The 403-nt window shown below is 70.2% G+C and carries 1 protein-coding gene; it reads right to left on the bottom strand.

Features of this window, described 5'->3' with window-relative positions; all coding sequences use genetic code 11:
* Window positions 1–403 (bottom strand): molybdopterin-dependent oxidoreductase (locus tag RNB18_RS53085; protein ID WP_311721190.1); only part of this gene is annotated, 403 nt, incomplete at both ends.

Raw genomic sequence — 403 nt, 5'->3', positions numbered from 1 at the left:
CCCATTCCTCCGGTGCATCGGGATCCTCGCGGTGGAACACCGGCGGTGAGTACCGGGCGAAGCTGTTGATCGCCGCACCCAGCAGCAGGTCGGCCGAGTGCGGCTGCTCGAGCGCCGAGGCACCGGGCAGGATCACGTCGGCGTGCCGGGAGGTCTCGTTGAGCCACAGGTCCACCGAGATCATCGCGTCCAGCTGCGGCAGCGCCTCGTCGAGCTTGTCGCCGCCCGGGGTGGACAGCACCGGGTTGCCCGCGACGGTGATCAGGGCCTTGAGCTGCCCTTCACCGGGCGTGGTGATCTCTTCGAGCATGCATGACACCGGCACCTGCCCGAGCACCTCTTTGGCCCCGCGCACCCGGGTGCGGTAGCGGCCGAAATTCGGCGCCCCGTCCTCCAGCCCCGG

It is taken from the genome of Streptomyces doebereineriae (assembly GCF_031845645.1).
GTDB lineage: Bacteria > Actinomycetota > Actinomycetes > Streptomycetales > Streptomycetaceae > Streptomyces > Streptomyces canus.
The sequence above is the reverse complement of the archived record's forward strand: the minus strand, read 5'-3'. Positions and strand labels throughout refer to the sequence as shown.